Source organism: Pseudomonas sp. Z1-14, assembly GCF_051132005.1.
Lineage (GTDB): Bacteria > Pseudomonadota > Gammaproteobacteria > Pseudomonadales > Pseudomonadaceae > Aquipseudomonas.
The window spans coordinates 2,714,083-2,730,113 of the sequence record NZ_CP071646.1; the positions used below are offsets into that span (position 1 = coordinate 2,714,083).

The following is a 16,031-nucleotide window of genomic DNA, read 5'->3' on the forward strand; positions in this document are numbered from 1 at the left end:
CGTTCGCTTGTTTTGTGGCGATGTAGCGGCCTGGAGTACCCGTTTCAGTTCGCGTTACCGACGAGGAAAACAACAATGTCCCACTCCACCGACCGTCTCTGGGGGGCGCGTTTCAAAAGCGGCCCTTCCGAAGCCTTGGCGGCCCTCTCCCGTTGCCCTGAACGCTACTTTCGACTGACGCCGTACGACCTCGCCGGCTCCAAGGCTCATGCACGGGAATTACAGCGTGCCGGACTGCTGAACGAGCAAGAAACCCTGACCATGCTCGACGCGTTGGAGCGCATCGGCACGGACTTCCGCGCTGGCATCATCGCCCCGACCCTGGACGATGAAGACGTCCACACGTTCATCGAGCGGCTGCTGACCGAACGCCTCGGTGCACTCGGTGGCAAGCTGCGAGCCGGGCGTTCGCGCAACGACCAGACGGCTAACGATCTGCGGCTGTTCCTGCGGGACCACGTACGTACCCTGGCCGTTGAAGTGCTGGGCTTGCAGCAAGCGCTGGTGAACCAGGCCGAGCAGCACATCGAGAGCATCTGCCCCGGATTTACTCACCTGCAGCAGGCACAGCCGATCGTGTTTGCCCATCACCTGCTGGCCCACGCCCAATCGATGCTGCGCGACGTGCAGCGCCTGGTGGACTGGGACGCGCGCACTTCGCTGTCACCACTCGGTGCGGCGGCCATGGCCGGTTCGGCGATCGCTCGTTTACCTCAGCAATCGGCAAAGGAGATGGGCTACAGCGGTGTTTGCGAGAACTCCATCGACGCCGTGGCCAGCCGCGATCACGTCGCCGAGTTCCTGTTCATCGCCAGCATGCTCGGCATCAACATTTCTCGCCTCGCCGAAGAATTCTGCCTATGGTCGTCGCGGCAATTTCGCTGGATCGCGCTGGACGATGCCTACGCCACCGGCAGCTCGATCATGCCGCAGAAAAAGAATCCTGACATCGCCGAACTGGCACGGGGCAAGGCCGGTCGCCTGATCGGCAACCTGACCGGGCTGCTGTCCACGCTCAAGTCCTTGCCACTGTCCTACAACCGCGACCTGAGCGAAGACAAGCACGGCGTGCTCGACAGCGTCGACACCTTGCTGCTGGTGCTGCCGGCCATGGCCGGAATGGTGGCGACGATGAAGGTCGACGTCGAAGAGTTGCGTCGCCAGGCACCGCTGGGTTTTACCCTCGCCACCGAAGTCGCCGACTGGCTGGCGGTGCGCGGCGTGCCGTTCAAGGAGGCTCACGAGATCACCGGTGCGTTGGTCCAGGCTTGCGAGAAACACGCTATCGAACTGTGGGAAGCCTCCCCGGCACTGCTGACGGAAATCGACCCGCGCCTTACCCCCGAAGTACGCGAAAGCCTGACCTTGGAAGCTGCCATCGCCGCCCGCAGCGGCTGGGGCGGCACCGCGCCAGAACAGGTGCGTGAACAGCTCGGCCGGCTGAAAAGCGCGCTCGCCGCTCAGCAAACGTGGACCGAGGAATACCAAGGGTTCCGCCTTTAGGTCATGACGCAAAACGTGTGGGAGCGAGCCTGCTCGCGAACGCGGTATCCCGATTAAATCAATGTTGACTGACCCACCGCATTCGCGAGCAGGCTCGCTCCCACAGGGGAATGTGGTGGACCGGGAAGAATGTACGGAGAACCAACATGAGCCAGACACAGGCAGAACGACTCCAGGCGGAGCGCAAGCTGGCGGAAAACCAGTTCGACATTACCCAGTACGATCATGTGCCCCGGCGTTATTACGGGCGGATCTTCTTCGCCACGGTGATCGTCATCGCGCTCATCGGCCTGGTGCGCGCCTTCGCCGAAGGCAAGATCGAATGGTCGTACATCGGCCAGTTCCTCACCTCCGAGGCGATCATGTGGGGGCTGCTCAACACCATCGTCATGGCGGTGCTGGCGATGGCGCTGGGTATCGTGTTCGGCGTGATCACCGCGATCATGCGCATGTCGGCCAACCCGATCCTGCGCTACGTGGCGCTGACCTACACCTGGCTGTTTCGCGGTACGCCGCTGATTCTGCAGTTGCTGTTGTGGTTCAACCTGGCGCTGATCTTCACCACCATCGGCATTCCCGGCGTGTTTGAAATGGACACCGTGAGCCTGATGACTCCGTTCGTGGCCGCCCTGTTTGGCCTGAGCATCAACCAGGGTGCCTACACCGCCGAAGTGGTCCGCGCCGGCCTGCTCTCGGTGGACACCGGGCAGTACGAAGCCGCCAAGTCGATCGGCATGCCGCGCCTGCAAGCGTTGCGCCGGATCATCCTGCCCCAGGCCATGCGGATCATCATCCCACCGGTGGGCAACGAGTTCATCGGCATGGTGAAGATGACCTCGCTGGCGAGCGTGATCCAGTACTCGGAACTGCTCTACAACGCCCAGAACATCTACTACGCCAACGCCCGCGTGATGGAGCTGCTGATCGTCGCCGGGATCTGGTACCTGGCCACGGTCACCGTCCTGTCCTTTGGCCAAAGCCGGCTGGAGCGTCGTTTCGCTCGCGGCGCCGGCAAGCGTTCTTGAGGAGCCGCACATGAGAAGCATCGTCAAGGCCGTGAGCCTGAACAAATACTACGACCAGTTCCACGCCCTGAAGGACATCAATATCGAGGTCGAGCAAGGCGAAGTGCTGTGCATTATCGGCCCGTCCGGCTCGGGCAAGAGCACCTTGCTGCGTTGCGTCAACCAGCTGGAAAAAATCGACAAGGGCGGCCTGTGGGTCGATGGCGAGCTGGTGGGTTACCGAATCGTCGGCAACAAGCTGCACGAACTCAACGAAACGCAGATAGCCCGCCAGCGTCTGGCCACCGGCATGGTGTTCCAGCGGTTCAACCTGTTCCCGCACATGACCGTGTTGCAAAACATCATCGAAGGCCCGTGCCAGGTGCTCAAGCGTTCGCCCAAAGAAGCGCATGAAGAAGCCCTGGAATTGCTTGCCCGCGTCGGCCTGGCCGACAAGCACCACAGCTACCCGATCGAGCTGTCGGGTGGTCAGCAGCAACGTGTCGCCATTGCGCGTGCGTTGGCGATGCGCCCCAAGCTGATGCTGTTCGATGAACCCACTTCGGCACTCGACCCGGAACTGGTCGGTGAGGTGCTGTCGGTGATGCGCGATCTCGCGCAGACCGGCATGACCATGATCGTCGTCACCCATGAACTGGGCTTCGCTCGCGAGGTTTCCAACCGCATGGTGTTCATGGACGGCGGGCAGATCGTGGAGGCTGGAAGCCCCGAAGAAATACTAATAAGTCCGCAAAACCCTCGCACCCAGAGCTTCATTTCTGCCGTTCGAACCTAGGCGCCCGCTGGCGCTCACAACACTCATAAGAGAACGACCATGAAGAACTTCGTTATTCCAGCAGTACTCGCAGGCGTTATGGCATCCGGTTTTTCCTTCGCCGCCCAATTGCCGGCCAGCATCAAGGCCAAGGGCGAAATCGTCGTAGCGATCATGCCGAACTACCCGCCGATGGATTTCAAGGACCCGGCCACCAACACCCTCACCGGCTTTGACTACGACCTGGGCAATGCTCTGGCCGAACGCCTGGGCGTGAAGATCAAATGGCAGGAGACCGGCTTCGAGCAAATGATCAATGCGTTGACCACCGACCGCGTGGACATGGTGCTGTCGGGCATGACCGACACCGCCGAACGTCAGGCCAGCGTGACCTTCGTCGACTATTTCACCAGCGGGCCGCAGTTCTACACCTTGCAGAAAAACAAGGACACCAACGCGATCATCGACCTGTGTGGCAAGAAGGTCGGCACCAGCCGCCGCACCACTTTCCCGACGGAGATCGCCGAGTGGAGCAAAGCCAACTGTGAAGCCGCCGGCAAGCCTGCGATCAACGTGGTCGGCACCGAGGGTTCGGCCGATGCCCGGGCGCAACTGCGCCAGAGCCGCATCGATGCGGCCATGCAGGGCAGCGAAACCCTGCCCTACCTCAAGACCCAGGAAAAGGACATGTACAAGACCGTGGGCCTGCCGATCTCCGAGCAGTTCACCGGTATGGGCGTAAGCAAGAAAAAACCTGAGCTCAGTGAAGCGGTGAAGGTTGCGCTGCAGAGCATGATCGATGACGGCAGCTACCAGGCGATCCTCAAGAAGTGGGACCTGGAACTGGGCGCGATCAAGACTGTGACTATCAACGCCGGGAAGTAATCGCACAGGCAACCTCAATTCCCTGTGGGAGCGAGCCTGCTCGCGAAAGCAGTATCTCATTCGACATCAGTGTTGGCTGAACCACCGCATTCGCGAGCAGGCTCGCTCCCACAGAGGCTGTCGGTTTACTTGAAGATTATCGGAGCACTACAGATGTCTTCCTCACACCTACCCACCTGGCCCGGCCCGCACAAGGCTTGTCTGGCCCTGGCCTTCGACCTCGATGGTCCGACCGGTGATGCCATGCTCAACGGCTCGATCTGGCGCAAGCCCGAGTACTTCGGTTTCGGCGGCTATGGCCCTTATCGGGCGCTGCCGCGGCTGCTCGACCTGCTCGACGAGTTCCAGATTCCGACGACATTCTTCGTCCCGGCCTGGGTCGTGGAGAACTGGCCGAGACAGTGCCAGGCGATCATCGAGCGCGGGCATGAGGTGGCTTATCACGGCTACAGGCACGAGTCCTTTTATGCCCTGACGCTGGATCAGCAAAAGGAGGTGATGAATATCTGCCGCGAGGTGTTCTGGAAGCATCTGAACATCCGCGCCGAAGGCTTTCGTACGCCGTCCGGCGACTGGCGCGCCGAAACCCCGGCGATGCTGGTGGAAGCCGGCGTGCGCTATTCCAGCAGCATGCGCGGCGATGACCGGCCATACCTGGTGAACGTGCCGGGGTTCGACACGCCACTGGTGGAAATTCCCGGTCGCTGGGAAATGGACGACTACGCCTCTCTCGCCTATACCCGTGCGCCGAACTTCCCTTCCGGGCTGGACCGCACGGCCAGCTACGCGCTGACCCTGGATAACTGGTGCCGCGAATACGACGGCGCAATGGACGAGGGATTATGCTTGACCACCCTCTTCCACCCCAAGATTACCGGTAAGCCGGGACGCATCCTGCTACTGGAAAAACTCTTCGAGCACATGCGCACGCGCGACGACGTGTGGTTCGCCACCTGCCGCGACGTTGCCCAGTGGTGGCTGAAGGAGCATCACCATGGCTGACTCCCCTATCTGGCCGAAAGGCTATCGCTGCGCGGTGGTACTGACTGTCGATTACAACGACATCCACGGCATCCTCACCCAGGCCCCGGAGGTCGCCGGGCGCGACAAGACGCTGTCGGTATGGCGCTACGGCACCCAACGTGGCGTCGAGCGAATGCTCGGCCTGTTCAAGCAGCTCGGGGTGTCCGCCAGCTGGTTTGTCCCCGGTATCGTTGCCGAGGAAAACCCCGCGCACATTCAGGCGATCCAGGCCGACGGCCATGAAATCGCCTGCGCTGGCTATCGCCATCAGGACTACGACAGACTGGACCTGGCCGCCCAAAGCGACGACATCGCCAAAGGCTGCGAGACCCTGGCCCGGCTGACCGGCCAGCGCCCGACCGGCTTTCGAATCCCGGCGGGCAACGGTGCTCCGGGTTTCATCGAAGCCTTGAGGGATCAAGGCATTCGCTGGTCGTCGTCGTGGCGCGGCGATGACCTGCCATTCGCTCACCCGACCGCACCCAGTGTCATTGAAGTACCGCTGCACTATGAGCTGGAGGACGAGCCTTACTTCGCCTTCAACTTGAGCCCGGCAGTGCCACCCGCACAATCGCGGATCGCGTCCTATAGCCACACCTTGGGCAACCTGCAGATGGACTTCGCCGGCTTTCATCGGTTCGGCCTCTGCTACGTGCTGCGCCTGCACCCGGAAATCATCGCCACGCCGGGACGGATAGGCGTGTTGCGTGAACTGATCGAGGGCATCCAGCGGCACAATGACGTATGGATCGCCACCGGCGCCGAGGTCGCGCAATGGTGGTCAGATACCGCGGGGCCAGTCGCCGAGGATCATCCCGCAGCGGTTTATGAACGGCATTATCGGGATCACGTTTGATCTGAATAAGGATATTTGCACCACCGTGGCCACTTACTCACTCGTTATTCGGCGCCTGATGATTGTTTCCCTGACCATCGTGGTCAGTCGCGCCATTACCAGCCCGTTGCTCACGTTATTCTTGAGCAACAAGCTGGGCCTCAACCAACAGGACGTCGGTCTGCTGCTCGGCATCGCGGTGTTCATCGCCACCTTGCTGGCCCTCTATGGCGGCTATGTCATCGACCGCCTGGAGAAGCGCCGACTGCTGATCCTGGCGATGCTTTCCAGCGCCGTCGGTTTCGTACTGCTGACCTTTGCCGAAAACCTCTACCTGACCACGCTGACCGTGGTGATCACCGAGACAGCGTCAGCGCTGTTCCTGATCGGCTCCAAAGCCATCCTCAGCGAGAACCTGCCCATCGGCCAGCGCGCCAAGGCTTTTTCCCTGCGCTACACGCTGACCAATATCGGCTACGCCACCGGCCCGATGCTCGGCGTGGTGATTGCCGGTGTCTACCCGATCGCCCCATTCCTCATTGCAGGCGGCATCGCGTTTTTCAGCATCTTCCTGATGACCGGCATCCCCAGGGCAGCGACACCGGCCATTGGCCCAGCGCCAAGCTTTCTCAAAACGCTGATCACCCTGAAAAACGACCGCACCCTGATCATGTTCACGTGCGGCTGCCTCTTGAGCACGGTGGTGCACGGACGTTTCACGCTTTACCTGTCGCAATACCTGCTGGTGACCCATGACTCCAGACGCGCGCTGGAAATCATGGCCGCCCTGCTCGCCTGCAACGCGATCACCGTGATCCTGCTGCAGTACCAGATCGGCCGGTTCCTGGATCGCGAAAAGCTGCGCTACTGGATTGCCGCAGGCACCAGCCTGTTCATTGTCGGCCTGATCGGCTTCAGCCTGGCGGACGACATGCTCACTTGGTGCGTGGCGATGTTCATTTTCACCCTCGGGGAAATGATCATCTACCCGGCCGAATTCCTCTTCGTCGATACCCTGGCCCCGGAAGAACTGCGCGGCAGCTACTATGGCGCACAAAACCTGGCGGCCCTTGGTGGTGCCCTGAGCCCGGTGATCTGCGGGTACCTGCTGCTGCAAACCCCGGCACCGACGATGTTCTACGCCTTGAGCGCACTGACCGCCATGGGTGGATTCTTGTGTTTCATGAGCGGTCGTCGGGTGGCTGGCGTGCAGAAGTGATGTGTCGGCTGTTCCAGTGAACAGCCATCGCCCTCGCCTACTCCACCGCCTCGACCACGCCCTGATCCTCCCCCAGAAAGCCGCCGCTCTGGTGATGCCACAATCGCGCGTAGGTGCCGTTCTTCCCGAGCAATTCGGCGTGGGTGCCTTGTTCGATGATCCGCCCTTCATCCATGACGATGAGCCTGTCCATCGCCGCGATCGTGGACAGCCGATGGGCGATGGCGATCACGGTCTTGCCCTGCATCATTTCATCGAGGCTTTCCTGGATGGCCACTTCGACTTCTGAATCGAGTGCGCTGGTAGCCTCGTCCAGCAGCAGGATCGGCGCGTTCTTGAGCATGACCCGGGCAATGGCGATGCGTTGACGCTGGCCGCCCGAAAGCTTGATGCCGCGCTCACCCACCAGGGTGTCGTAACCGCTATGGCCTTGCTTGTCGCTAAGTTGATTGATGAACCCATCGGCCTGGGCGCTGGCTGCGGCACTGCGTATTTCCTCATCGGTGGCGTCGGGGCGACCGTAGGCAATGTTGTCGCGGATCGACCGGTGCAACAGGGACGTGTCCTGAGTGACCATGCCGATGGCGCTGCGCAGGCTGTCTTGCGTGACATGCGCGATGTTCTGCCCGTCGATTCGAATCTCACCGCTGTCCACGTCATAGAAGCGCAGCAGCAAGTTGATCAGCGTGGATTTGCCGGCACCGGAGCGACCTACCAGGCCGATTTTTTCTCCCGGCCGGATGTTCAGGCTCAGGCCATCGAGCACCTGGCGTTCGCCGTTGTAATTGAAGCTGACATTGTCGAAGGTCACCGCACCACCGGTAGTAACCAGCACGCCGGCGTCCGGCGCATCCTGAACCTTGGGCCCCCGCGTCAAGGTTTCCATGCCGTCCTGCAGAGTGCCGATGTTTTCGAACAGCGAGGTCATTTGCCACATGATCCAGTGCGACATCCCGTTGATACGCAACGCCATGGCGGTGATCGCCGCCACGGCGCCGGTGCCTACTTCGCCTTGGTGCCATAACCACAGGGCGTAACCGCCGGCCCCGAGGATCAAGGCAACCACCAGTGCCTGATTGACGATTTCGAACTGGCTGACCAGGCGCATCTGGCGAAAGCCGGTTTGCTTGAAATCCTCCATGGCCGCGCGGGCGAAGTGTGCTTCGCGTTTGGAGTGGGAGAACAGCTTCACGGTGGTGATGTTGGTATAGGCGTCCGAGACCCGCCCGGTCATTGATGACCGCGCGTTGGCCTGCTCCTGCCCCACTTTCTCCAGGCGCGGCACGAAGTAGCGCATGGCCAGGCCGAACAACACTACCCAGGCAATGAAAGGCAACATCAGCTTCAGGTCAAAGCCGCCGGCCAGGGCGATGATCGCGATGAAATACACGCCGATCCCGGGGACGATCTCGATGAGGGTGAACAGCACCTCGCGCACCGACAGCGCCGTCTGCATCACCTTGGTGGTGACCCGGCCGGAGAACTCATCCGAGAAGAACGACAGGCTCTGCCGCAGCATCAGCCGATGAAAGTCCCAGCGCAGCCGCAACGGCAGGTTGATCGCCAATACCTGGTGCTGCACCATCGTGCGCAACGCGACCAGGCCGATGCTGGTCACCAGCATGATGCCGATGCCCCACAGCACTCGACTCTCCTGCCCCGCCGCATCGCCGCCGGCCTGCCAGGTCGAGAGCAGGTCGACGACCTGTCCGAGAAACGAAAACAGCCAGGCTTCGTAGATCGACACGGCGGCACTGAGCAGCGCGAAAGCGAGGATGTAGCCGCGGGCGCCCCGCGTGCAGGCCCACAAAAAACGCGCCAGGCCGTCTGGTGGCGGTGGGACTTCGTCAGGCGGAAAAGGGTCGAGCCGTTGTTCGAATGCGTGAAGCATGGGGATCTCCAGAACGATCTAACCAGGAGATTCTGGCATCTAAGAGTTGCTTTGAGGTTTTTTTGATGAGCGCAGGATTAGCTGCCCAGTTTTTTTTCCATGATGATCGTGCGCTCCGCGCCGTGAAACTCGTCCCGGACTTTTTCGAAACCCAGAGAAGAATAAAAGCCTTGCGCGGTGATCGAGGAAGGAACTCGTAGCCGCTCCACACCACCGCGCACGGCCCCCGCCTCAATCGTTGCCATCAGCTGATGCCCTATGCCTCTGCCCTGACAGGCAGGCGCAACGAACACGCTTCGGATGACGTTTCCATCAAGACTCGCTGTTGCGACAACCTCACCGTCACTGCTTGCGACATATACCTCTCGCTGGCCGAGAAAGTTCAGGATCGCTGCGGGTGAAAAGTTCTGCTGCACCTGCTCGATGATCTCTGGCGAATAATCTTGAACGTTGGATTCGCGCAGCGCCGCCACGACCACCAGGCTTATTGCTGTGGCGTCGGTACTCGTTGCCTTGCGGATGATGCAATCCATTGAGCGCTGTTCCTTGCGTTGGTTCATCTGGATGTCGGCGAGAGCGGTTCCGGCCCCGTCGCAGGGGCCGGTTTTGTTTTCAGGAAAAGTTCAACGGAGGTGGTTCAGACTGTCGAGGGGAGGATCACCCAAACTGCTCAGTCGCAGCGACCCCAAGAAGCTGCAGCTCGGTAAAAGGCTCATCACCCGAAGCGAAGATAAAATCATCGTCTCCAAGTTGCGCCACCACATCGCCTTGCAACGTGATTTCGAACCGACGCCCCTGTTCATCGGCGCTGTAGCTTTTCAGGAAGGTTCGCTGGCCATCCTCACTCAGCACGGCCGTCAGCGTCGCGTTGTAGCCGTCCCCTAGCCCGGTGAAGCCTAACGCAGAGACGTCTATCTTGTCGGTATCCGGGTCGAAGTCGACAATCCGGTCCTGGAAATTTCCATCCGCCGTACGGAAGCTGTCCTCCAGGGATCCATAGCGGAACACATCGGCCCCCTCACTTCCTGTCAGCACGTCTCGCCCCGATCCTCCATCAAGAACATCGTGCCCAAAGCCGCCCGAGACGACATCGTCGCCGCCGCCGGCGATGAGCACGTCGCCCGCCGCCGAGCCCTTCAGGCGATCGGCCGACTCCGTTCCCTGGATCAGCGTGCGACTCAACACTACGTTGGTTTCGTTGAGAACTTGAGAGAGATCGCCGTTGAGTGCCAGTTCGAAACGATGGCCCTGCCCGTCCGCTTCAAAGCTTTTCAGATAGGTGCGGGTTCCGCTGTCATTGACAGAGACCGCCAGGGTCCCATCGAGCCCGTTGCCCAGTCCGCTGAAGCCCAAGGAGGACAGGTCGATAAGGTCCTGGCCGGGGTCGAAATCAACGATGCGATCACTGACGGCCTGAGAGTCGGTGCGGTAGCTGTCACCGATGGAGTTGATTCGGAACACATCGGCGCCGCCGCCACCATGGAGAACATCGCGCTGCCCTCCTCCATCGAGCACGTCATTGCCCTCATGACCGGTGAGCAGTTCCGGGACGTAGGAGCCATAAAGAACATCGTCGCCCGCGCTTCCATCAATTTGCGGCAACACACCGGCCAGCGCGCCGAAGGTGGTGTCCAAGGTTCCGTCAGGATTGAGCCTGATGATGCTGAAGTCATCGTTACCAAAATAATTGCTCTGCCCGGCTACCAGGATCTTACCGTCCGCAAGCACGGTGATGTCACGGGCCGTATCCCTGCCACCGGTCAGATCGAGTACAGCGATGCCATTGTTGCCAAAACCTGCGTCAAAGGTTCCATCCTGGTTCAGCCTGATGATCTTGAAGTCGAATCCGGTTCCCTCCTCCTCGTTGTAACCCGCTACCAGTATCTTGCCGTCGGCCTGCACGGTAATCGATTTCGCCATGCCAGCTACTTCAATGTCGGCCGTGCCGTCCGTGCCAAAACCTGTGTCGAGGGACCCGTCAGGATTCAACCGCGCGACCACAAACGCGCCGTTGTAGCCGGGCACGAGGATTTTTCCATCGGCCTGCAGCGTCAGGCCAAAGCCTTCCAATGTGCTGAGGCCCGGAACAGTGAACTCCACGGCACTGCCGTCGTTGAAACTGGAATCGACCGTACCGTCCGGGTTGAAACGATTGACGGAAAAAATCTGGTCATAAGAGTCATGATTCGCCACGAGGATCTTGCCGTCAGGCTGTACGGTCGCGCTGGCGGAATCACCCCAAGCTGCCGGAGCGGTGGCCGTTCCATTGACGCCGAAGCTCTGATCCACCGAACCGTCGGTGTTCAGGCGGAGCATGACGATGCTCGGCGCAGAAAAATGTGGATAGACGATCAGGTACTTTCCGTCGGCCTGTACGGCTGCGCTATAACCTTCGCCCGGGTAGATGTCGCGAGGCAGCAGGGTTTTACCATCGTCGCTGAAAGTGCTGTCGAGCGTGCCGTCGGCGTTAAGGCGTACCAAAGAAGTCCTGTAGCCTTCGTACTCCCACTGACCAGTTTCCACCCAGGTCATCCCGGCAAGCCAGATCTTGCCGTCCGGCCCCACGGCTATCTTGGCGGTGTCGTTATAACCGTCCAGGTCCACGAAGGTTTTGCCGGTACCGGCACGTAGCGCCGCACCAACGCTGATGTTTGAGCTGGTCATGCTTGAGCCTCACAGTGTCGATGGGATTCCCCGAGAATTTTGTCTTCTACAACGTAGCCGTTTACTTCAAATCCGCCAGCCTGGATGCGATACCTGGACAGCCGTCTCTGCGTATCTGACGCCTTTGCTCGGGCGTGGTTCTCGCGTCCCGCGTTCACGTAGCGTGCCTCGCCGTTTATCGCGTTGTTATTGATCCGTGCAAACAAGATTTGAACTTGTGGGGTTTTCTTTCAACCGAAAACATCAACAGGTGCGCAACGAGATGACTTGGTGGCTAGCGTACCGACCCCACCCCGGAGGTAGATCAAATGAAAGCGTTACGCTGGCATGGAAAAAAAGATATCCGCTGTGATGACCATCTCCCCGACCCGACGATAGAACATCCGCGAGACGCGATTATCAAAGTCACTTCGTGCGCCATCTGCGGCTCGGACCTGCACTTGTATGACGGTTTCATGCCCGGTATGAAGCATGGCGACATCATGGGCCATGAGTTCATGGGCGAAGTGGTGGAAGTCGGTTCGGCCAACAAGAAGTTGAAGATTGGCGATCGCGTGGTGGTCCCCTTCACCATTTGCTGCGGTGAGTGCGATCAATGCCGGCGGGGTAACTTTTCGGTGTGCGAACGCAGCAACCGCAACAAGGACCTGGCCGACAAGGCCTTCGGTCACACCACGGCGGGCCTGTTTGGCTACACCCACCTGACCGGGGGCTACCCCGGTGGCCAGGCCGAATACGTGCGTGTGCCTTACGCGGACTTCACCCCGGTGGTCATCCCGGATGGCCTTACCGACGAGCAAGTGCTGTTTCTTGGCGACATCTTTCCCACCGGTTGGCAGGCCGCCGTGCAATGCGATATCCAGCCAACCGACACCGTGGCTATCTGGGGCGCCGGCCCGGTAGGCCAGTTCACGGTGCGCAGCGCGGTGATCCTCGGAGCCAGGCAGGTGGTATGCATCGACAACGTGCCCGAGCGCCTGGCCATGGCCAAGGCCGGTGGCGCCATCACCATCAATTTTGATGAAGAAAGCGTGCTGGACCGCCTGGCCGAGCTGACGGGAGGCAAGGGGCCGGAGAAATGCATCGACGCGGTAGGGATGGAGTCCCACGCAACCCGTTCATTCGACTCCATCTATGATCGGGTCAAGCAAGCGGTAATGCTCGAGTCGGACCGCCCCCACGTGCTGCGGGAAATGATGTACGTCTGCCGCCCCGCTGGCACGTTGTCGATCCCCGGCGTCTATGGCGGCTTGATCGACAAGATTCCGTTCGGCGCCGCCATGAACAAGGGCCTGACCTTCAAGATGGGCCAGACCCATGTGAACCGCTGGACCGATGATCTGCTCCAGCGCATCCAGGAGGGGCAGATCGACCCAAGCTTCGTCATCACTCACACCGTGAGCCTTCAGGACGGCCCGCAGATGTACAAGACTTTCCGGGACAAGAAAGACGGCTGCGTGAAGGTGGTGCTGAAGCCTTGACCTTCGGGAACCGCCTCCAACCTAGAACGACCACGCCAACAAAACCTGCCCGTAGAGATTAGTGGCGCTGTTGCCGACTTGCGTCCCGCCGTTTGCGGCACTTTGCTTCGGCTTGTAGAGGCCCACCAAGGGCATGAGGGTCCAATGCGGGTCAATCGACCATTCGGCGTAGAGGTCCGCCTCGTCGGCATCCAGTTGGTTACGGCTCGCGTCGAGGGTGCGGAAGGTGTAAAGCAAGATGCCTAGCTTGAGATCCTCGGCGGGAGCGAGTTTCAATCCCACATGCTGCACAGTGGCGTTGCTGTTGAACGGGCCCGCATAGTTGGCAGCGACTTCACCTTGGAACCAGGTACCGAGCGCGCGGCCATTGCCATAGAAAAGCGGGTCGTAGCCTTCGGAGAAACGACTGTATCGGTAGTTGATCGAAGGCGTGCCGGGAACATCGTCAAACGTCCAACCGGCTTCAAGATACCAGGCGTTTTCCCTGGCGTTATCTTTCTGCTCCCAAGCGTACTCACCGGCCAGGAACAGCCCGGAAACCCCTGCATTACCCTGTCCGCGAACGCTGTAGAGCTGCATACCCTTGCGCTCGGGAAACAACAGGTCCGCCATGGCCTGGTCGGTATCGGTGACTTTCAGATAAGTCAGGCCCAGGGTGCCCTGCTCGCTGACATGCTCCAGCGTACCCAGTGCCAATTCCGGCCTGGCCTGGGCCGGGTTGTCGGACTTGAGCCACATAAGATCACCCCGCCAGCCTTGCTGGCCACCCAGGCGCAGTACGGCCGTGCGATCAAAAGCCTTGCGACCGGTCAGGTAGTATCCCCCGCCCCGATTGGCTTTGCCGTCGACAAACTCCTTGCCGAGATTCAAGGCATCGCCACTGACCAGAAAGCCGTCGCCGATCACGATGTTTTGCCGCCCGAACGATATGTCCACGCCGTTCTCGCCCATGACATCGAACCGTGTGCCGGAGCGCCAACCCACGAAAGCGTCCTCGATTTTCGTGGTGCGCTCATCACCTGAAGACCAGCCGGCCGGGTCGCCATCGCCAAAGGTGGCGGAGCTTACCCAATTCAATGAACCGTACAGTTGCGACCCGGCGTCGAGACTATGGCGCAGGTCGAAACCGTATTGCAGGACCGCCTCTTGCCACCGGCTGGCCCCCTCTCTACGTGTTCCCGATTGCGAGTAATTTTCCCGGCTATGGAAGGCGCCAGCCAACGCGAGCAAGCGCGCATCGACTTCCGTGGCTTCATCCTTGTAAAGCGGCTGCGCTGCTGCTGGAACACAGACGCAGGCGAACGAAAGCGCGATTATTGTTTTTCTACAGGCGAGCATGGGCCGTACTCCGATATGCGAAAGGAGAAGCAGTGGCGCCGTCAGCCAGCGCCAGTCAGGTCATGGGTAAGGCGATATCAGCGGCGACCGTTGCGGTAGCCCGCCAGCTGGTGGCTGGCCTTTCCAAGGGTGCAGATCAGGTTGCGCCAATGATCCTTGCCGGGAATACGCGTACGCGGGATCGCACTCATCACATCCCAATGCCGTGAACCGCCGGTCATGCCATCGGCAATGACACGGCTGACCACATGACTCGGCGTCACGCCGAAGCCCGAGTAACCCTGGACGAAATAGGCGTTGTCGCGCCCGGGCAAGGTACCGATCTGTGGGAACAGATTAGCGCTGCACTCCATCGGCCCGCCCCAGGCCAGGTCGATTTTCACGTGATCGAGGTAGGGGAAAACCTGGAGCATCAGATTTCGGTTCCACGCCTTCAGATCGTTGGGAATGTACTCGAGCAGGCGCGTCGCCGAACCGAAGAGCAGACGGTTTTCATTGGTCACCCGGTAGTACTCGATCACCGGACGAATATCGCTGAAGGCACCTCGTATCGGACTGATCTGTTCGATCAGCGCAGGGGGAAGCGGCTCCGTCACCAATTGGAAGGCGTAAGTGCTCACCATCGTCTTGTGCAATTCAGGCTCGAGCCGGTCCAGAAACGCGCCGCAGGACCAGAGGATCTTCTTCGCCCGAACCGAACCTTTCGCCGTACGCAAGTTAATGGTGTCGCCATAGGTCACCTCCAGCACGGGGGTGTTTTCATAAATGCGTCCACCCAGGCCCACCAAGGCCTTGGCCGACCCCAGGAGCATGTTCAACGAATGGATATGGCCGTTGCCCATGTGCTTCAAGGCGCAGCTGTATACGTCCGAGCCGACGATGCTTTGGACCTCGGCGCCCTCCAGATAGGCAATTTCGTGATCCGGATTGAGCTGTTTGTATTCTTTTTCCCATGCTTGTAGCAGCCGACCCTGGCGCTTGTTGAAACCGAGATAGCCATAGCCGTGGCAGAAATCCGCATCAATTTGATAACGCTGGATGCGGTTCTGGATAATCGAGGCGCCCAGGTCGCTGATCTCGAAAATCGCTTTGAGCCCCTCCTCGCCGACGCTTTTGCGAATCTTCTCCAGATCGTGTCCGATCCCGGCCATCACATGACCGCCATTGCGCCCCGAGCCGCCGAAACCCAGGTAACGGGCTTCCAGCACGACCACGTCGGTGAATCCGCGCTCGGCGAGTTCCAACGCAGTGTTGATACCGGAAAATCCACCTCCGATAACGACGACTTCGGCCTCGACATCGTGCTCCAGGTCATTGAACTTCAAGTCATATTTGCGAGTGGCGGTGTAATAGGTCGTTGGTGTTTCAACGGACAGCATGCCTGCACCTCTTGGTCAGTTTTCTTGTTGTTGT

At 60.2% G+C, this 16,031-nt stretch carries 13 protein-coding genes; 8 read left to right on the forward strand and 5 right to left on the reverse strand.

Annotated features, from left to right (window positions below):
• Window positions 1-75 precede the first annotated feature (75 nt).
• The 7 genes from argH (at window position 76) to J3P89_RS12395 (ending at window position 7,244) form a co-directional block, all read left to right on the forward strand.
• Window positions 76-1,503 carry an argininosuccinate lyase gene (gene argH / locus J3P89_RS12365; RefSeq protein WP_434697701.1) on the forward strand — a complete coding sequence of 476 codons (1,428 nt, stop codon included), beginning with the start codon at window positions 76-78 and terminating at the stop codon, window positions 1,501-1,503.
• A gap of 146 nt (window positions 1,504-1,649) precedes the next feature.
• A complete protein-coding gene (locus tag J3P89_RS12370; RefSeq protein ID WP_434697702.1) occupies window positions 1,650-2,528 on the forward strand; it encodes an amino acid ABC transporter permease in 879 nt (292 codons plus the stop codon).
• A 10-nt stretch (window positions 2,529-2,538) separates the two neighbouring features.
• Window positions 2,539-3,303, forward strand: coding sequence for an amino acid ABC transporter ATP-binding protein (locus J3P89_RS12375; protein ID WP_434568409.1), 765 nt, complete (start codon window positions 2,539-2,541; stop codon window positions 3,301-3,303).
• A 39-nt stretch (window positions 3,304-3,342) separates the two neighbouring features.
• Window positions 3,343-4,167, forward strand: coding sequence for an ABC transporter substrate-binding protein (locus J3P89_RS12380; RefSeq protein WP_434631096.1), 825 nt, complete (start codon window positions 3,343-3,345; stop codon window positions 4,165-4,167).
• Window positions 4,168-4,320: 153 nt separating this feature from the next.
• Window positions 4,321-5,169 carry a polysaccharide deacetylase family protein gene (locus J3P89_RS12385; protein WP_434631098.1) on the forward strand — a complete coding sequence of 283 codons (849 nt, stop codon included), beginning with the start codon at window positions 4,321-4,323 and terminating at the stop codon, window positions 5,167-5,169.
• Window positions 5,162-6,046: a polysaccharide deacetylase family protein gene (locus J3P89_RS12390; protein ID WP_434697703.1), complete on the forward strand. Its 885-nt coding sequence runs from the start codon at window positions 5,162-5,164 to the stop codon at window positions 6,044-6,046. Before J3P89_RS12385 ends, J3P89_RS12390 begins: the two co-directional genes overlap by 8 nt.
• A 25-nt stretch (window positions 6,047-6,071) precedes the next feature.
• Window positions 6,072-7,244 carry an MFS transporter gene (locus J3P89_RS12395; RefSeq protein WP_434697704.1) on the forward strand — a complete coding sequence of 391 codons (1,173 nt, stop codon included), beginning with the start codon at window positions 6,072-6,074 and terminating at the stop codon, window positions 7,242-7,244.
• A gap of 37 nt (window positions 7,245-7,281) precedes the next feature.
• On the opposite strand, the gene J3P89_RS12400 is transcribed toward J3P89_RS12395, so the two are convergent.
• The 3 genes from J3P89_RS12400 to J3P89_RS12410 all read right to left on the reverse strand — a co-directional run bounded on the left by J3P89_RS12400 (window position 7,282) and on the right by J3P89_RS12410 (window position 11,799).
• The gene (locus J3P89_RS12400; RefSeq protein ID WP_434697705.1) at window positions 7,282-9,135 is read right to left on the reverse strand and encodes an ABC transporter ATP-binding protein; all 1,854 of its coding nucleotides are present in this window, start codon (window positions 9,133-9,135) and stop codon (window positions 7,282-7,284) included.
• Window positions 9,136-9,212: 77 nt separating this feature from the next.
• A complete protein-coding gene (locus J3P89_RS12405) occupies window positions 9,213-9,668 on the reverse strand; it encodes a GNAT family N-acetyltransferase (protein ID WP_434631308.1) in 456 nt (151 codons plus the stop codon).
• Window positions 9,669-9,792: 124 nt separating this feature from the next.
• Window positions 9,793-11,799: a M10 family metallopeptidase C-terminal domain-containing protein gene (locus tag J3P89_RS12410; RefSeq protein ID WP_434697706.1), complete on the reverse strand. Its 2,007-nt coding sequence runs from the start codon at window positions 11,797-11,799 to the stop codon at window positions 9,793-9,795.
• Window positions 11,800-12,107: 308 nt separating this feature from the next.
• Here J3P89_RS12410 and J3P89_RS12415 point away from each other — a divergent pair, with 308 nt between their 5' ends.
• Entirely contained in the window at window positions 12,108-13,280 is a 1,173-nt protein-coding gene (locus J3P89_RS12415; protein ID WP_434631120.1) for a zinc-dependent alcohol dehydrogenase, read from the forward strand.
• Between the two features lie 21 nt (window positions 13,281-13,301).
• Here the strand turns inward: J3P89_RS12415 and J3P89_RS12420 are convergent, their stop codons facing one another.
• Both J3P89_RS12420 and J3P89_RS12425 read right to left on the reverse strand, forming a co-directional pair.
• Complete coding sequence (locus J3P89_RS12420; protein WP_434697707.1) at window positions 13,302-14,618, reverse strand: hypothetical protein; 1,317 nt, start codon at window positions 14,616-14,618, stop codon at window positions 13,302-13,304.
• Window positions 14,619-14,695: 77 nt separating this feature from the next.
• Window positions 14,696-15,997: an NAD(P)/FAD-dependent oxidoreductase gene (locus tag J3P89_RS12425; protein ID WP_434631125.1), complete on the reverse strand. Its 1,302-nt coding sequence runs from the start codon at window positions 15,995-15,997 to the stop codon at window positions 14,696-14,698.
• Window positions 15,998-16,031 lie beyond the last annotated feature (34 nt).

Coding starts and splice junctions, on each gene's coding strand:
- argH (WP_434697701.1), top strand. CDS start 76: ATGTCCCACTCCACCGACCGTCTCTGGGGGGCGCGTTTCAAAAGCGGC.
- J3P89_RS12370 (WP_434697702.1), top strand. CDS start 1,650: ATGAGCCAGACACAGGCAGAACGACTCCAGGCGGAGCGCAAGCTGGCG.
- J3P89_RS12375 (WP_434568409.1), top strand. CDS start 2,539: ATGAGAAGCATCGTCAAGGCCGTGAGCCTGAACAAATACTACGACCAG.
- J3P89_RS12380 (WP_434631096.1), top strand. CDS start 3,343: ATGAAGAACTTCGTTATTCCAGCAGTACTCGCAGGCGTTATGGCATCC.
- J3P89_RS12385 (WP_434631098.1), top strand. CDS start 4,321: ATGTCTTCCTCACACCTACCCACCTGGCCCGGCCCGCACAAGGCTTGT.
- J3P89_RS12390 (WP_434697703.1), top strand. CDS start 5,162: ATGGCTGACTCCCCTATCTGGCCGAAAGGCTATCGCTGCGCGGTGGTA.
- J3P89_RS12400 (WP_434697705.1), bottom strand. CDS start 9,135: ATGCTTCACGCATTCGAACAACGGCTCGACCCTTTTCCGCCTGACGAA.
- J3P89_RS12405 (WP_434631308.1), bottom strand. CDS start 9,668: ATGGATTGCATCATCCGCAAGGCAACGAGTACCGACGCCACAGCAATA.
- J3P89_RS12410 (WP_434697706.1), bottom strand. CDS start 11,799: ATGACCAGCTCAAACATCAGCGTTGGTGCGGCGCTACGTGCCGGTACC.
- J3P89_RS12415 (WP_434631120.1), top strand. CDS start 12,108: ATGAAAGCGTTACGCTGGCATGGAAAAAAAGATATCCGCTGTGATGAC.
- J3P89_RS12420 (WP_434697707.1), bottom strand. CDS start 14,618: ATGCTCGCCTGTAGAAAAACAATAATCGCGCTTTCGTTCGCCTGCGTC.
- J3P89_RS12425 (WP_434631125.1), bottom strand. CDS start 15,997: ATGCTGTCCGTTGAAACACCAACGACCTATTACACCGCCACTCGCAAA.